Source organism: Streptomyces sp. PTL18 (genome assembly GCF_059510295.1).
In genome coordinates this window covers 1-2,287 of the sequence record NZ_JCAJZO010000083.1, presented here as the reverse complement: position 1 = coordinate 2,287, position 2,287 = coordinate 1, and the positions used below count along the sequence as shown (strand labels likewise).

General features: G+C 68.7%; 2 protein-coding genes. Both read left to right on the top strand.

The features are described from left to right. Positions 1-105: 105 nt before the first annotated feature. Entirely contained in the window at positions 106-1,359 is a 1,254-nt protein-coding gene (gene istA, locus AC5WS8_RS39005) for an IS21 family transposase (RefSeq protein WP_496108212.1), read from the top strand. Further along, positions 1,360-2,223, top strand: a complete 864-nt coding sequence (gene istB, locus AC5WS8_RS39000; protein ID WP_496108211.1) for an IS21-like element helper ATPase IstB — start codon at positions 1,360-1,362, stop codon at positions 2,221-2,223. It abuts the gene before it with no gap. Positions 2,224-2,287: the final 64 nt, after the last annotated feature.

The window sequence follows — 2,287 nt, the reverse complement described above, 5'->3', positions numbered from 1 at the left end:
TCTCGGCGACGGTCGAACTCTGACCCTTTGACGGCGTGTCAATACTGACCCACTTGTGGATTTTCATCTCATTCTGGCCTTGCTGTTCAAGGTCAGGAGGGAAGGGTGATCCTCGTGGAAGACTGGGCAGAGATCCGTCGCCTGCACCGGGCGGAGCAGATGCCGATCCGTGCGATCGCGCGGCATCTGGGTATCTCGAAGAACACCGTGAAGCGGGCCCTGGCCAGCGACCGGCCGCCGAAGTACGAGCGGCCGGCGAAGGGCTCGGCGGTCGACGCGGTGGAGGTGCAGATTCGGGAACTGCTGCGGGAGACGCCGACGATGCCCGCGACGGTGATCGCCGAGCGGATCGGCTGGGAACGCGGGATGACGGTCCTCAAAGACCGGATCCGTGAGCTTCGCCCCGCCTATCTGCCGGTCGACCCGGTCTCCCGCACGAACTACCGGCCCGGCGAGCTGGCCCAGTGTGACCTGTGGTTTCCCGACGCCCAGATCCCGCTGGGCTATGGGCAGACCGGACGTCCGCCGGTGCTGGTGATGGTGTCGGGCTACTCGCGGGTGATCGCCGCGAGGATGCTGCCCTCCAGGAGGACGGGTGACCTGATCGACGGGCACTGGCGGCTGCTGTCACAGTGGGGTGCCGTCCCCAAGACGCTGGTCTGGGACAACGAGGCCGGCATCGGCCGCGGCCGTCCCACATCCGAGTTCGCCGCGTTCGCGGGCCTGCTCGCCACCAAGATCTACTTGTGCCGTCCCCGGGACCCGGAGGCGAAAGGGCTGGTGGAACGGGCGAACGGCTATCTGGAGACGTCGTTCCTGCCGGGCCGGCACTTCAGCGGTCCGGACGACTTCAACACCCAGCTCGACGCCTGGCTGAAGGTCGCCAACCGGCGCGTTCACCGCACCCTGGGCGCCCGTCCGGCCGACCGGTGGGAGGCGGACCGGGCCGGGATGCTCACTCTGCCCGCGGTCGACCCGCCGACCTGGTGGCGGTTTTCCACCCGGCTCGGGCGCGACCACTACGTCCGCGTCGACACCTGCGACTACTCCGTCGACCCCGCAGCCATCGGCCACCACGTCACCGTGCTGACCGACAACGACCAGGTCATCGTCCTGACCACCGGCGGAGAGATCGTCGCTCAGCACGTCCGCTGCTGGGCCCGCCACCAGACCATCACCGATCCCGAACACGCCGAGGCAGGAGCGATGATGCGCCACCAGGCCCGCCGTCGGCCGACGGGTCAGATCCAGGCCGTCGGCTGCGGCGGCCCGATGGTCGAGGTCGAACAACGCGAGCTGGGCACCTATGACCGTCTGTTCACCGTCATCGACGGCGGCGCCGACAAGGAGGCCATCTAGATGCCCGCCCGCACCGCCGCCGACGACGGCGAGGTCACCCTCGCCGAGCCCGTCGACAAGACCACCGCCCCGGCCCCCGCCGGCCGCCGCACCAGCCAGCAGACCACCTCTGAGCTGGCCTTCCTGGCCCGCGCTCTGAAGGCCCCGGCCCTGCTGGACGCCGCCGACCGGCTCGCCGAACGGGCCCGCAAGGAGTCCTGGACACACGCCGAATACCTCGTCGCCTGCCTCCAAAGGGAGGTCTCCGCCCGTGAATCCCACGGCGGTGAAGCACGAGTACGCGCCGCCCGCTTTCCCGCGATCAAGACGCTCGAGGAACTCGATGTCACCCATCTGCGCGGCCTGACGCGCCAGCAGCTGTCCCACCTGGGCACCTTGGACTTCATCACCGGCAAGGAGAACGTCGTCTTCCTCGGCCCGCCGGGCACGGGCAAGACACACCTGGCCATCGGACTGGGAGTGCGGGCCTGCCAGGCCGGCCACCGCGTCGCCTTCGCCACCGCCGCCGAGTGGGTCGACAGGCTCGCCGCCGCCCACCACGCCGGCAACCTCGCCGCCGAGCTCACCCGCCTGGGCCGCTACCCGCTGATCATCGTGGACGAGGTCGGCTACATCCCGTTCGAATCGGAGGCCGCGAACCTGTTCTTCCAACTGATCTCGAACCGCTACGAACGCGCGTCCGTGATCGTCACCAGCAACAAGCCCTTCGGGCGCTGGGGAGAAGTCTTCGGCGACGAGACCGTGGCCGCCGCCATGATCGACCGCCTCGTCCACCACGCCGAGGTCCACTCCCTCAAAGGCGACTCCTACCGCATGCGCGGACGCGAACTCGGACGCGTCCCCACCGACACCGACAACGACTGAATCCCCACAAAACGGGTCACTTTTCAACCGCCCAAAGTGGGTCACGATTCACCCGACGCCGACA

Coding starts and splice junctions, on each gene's coding strand:
- istB (WP_496108211.1), top strand. CDS start 1,360: ATGCCCGCCCGCACCGCCGCCGACGACGGCGAGGTCACCCTCGCCGAG.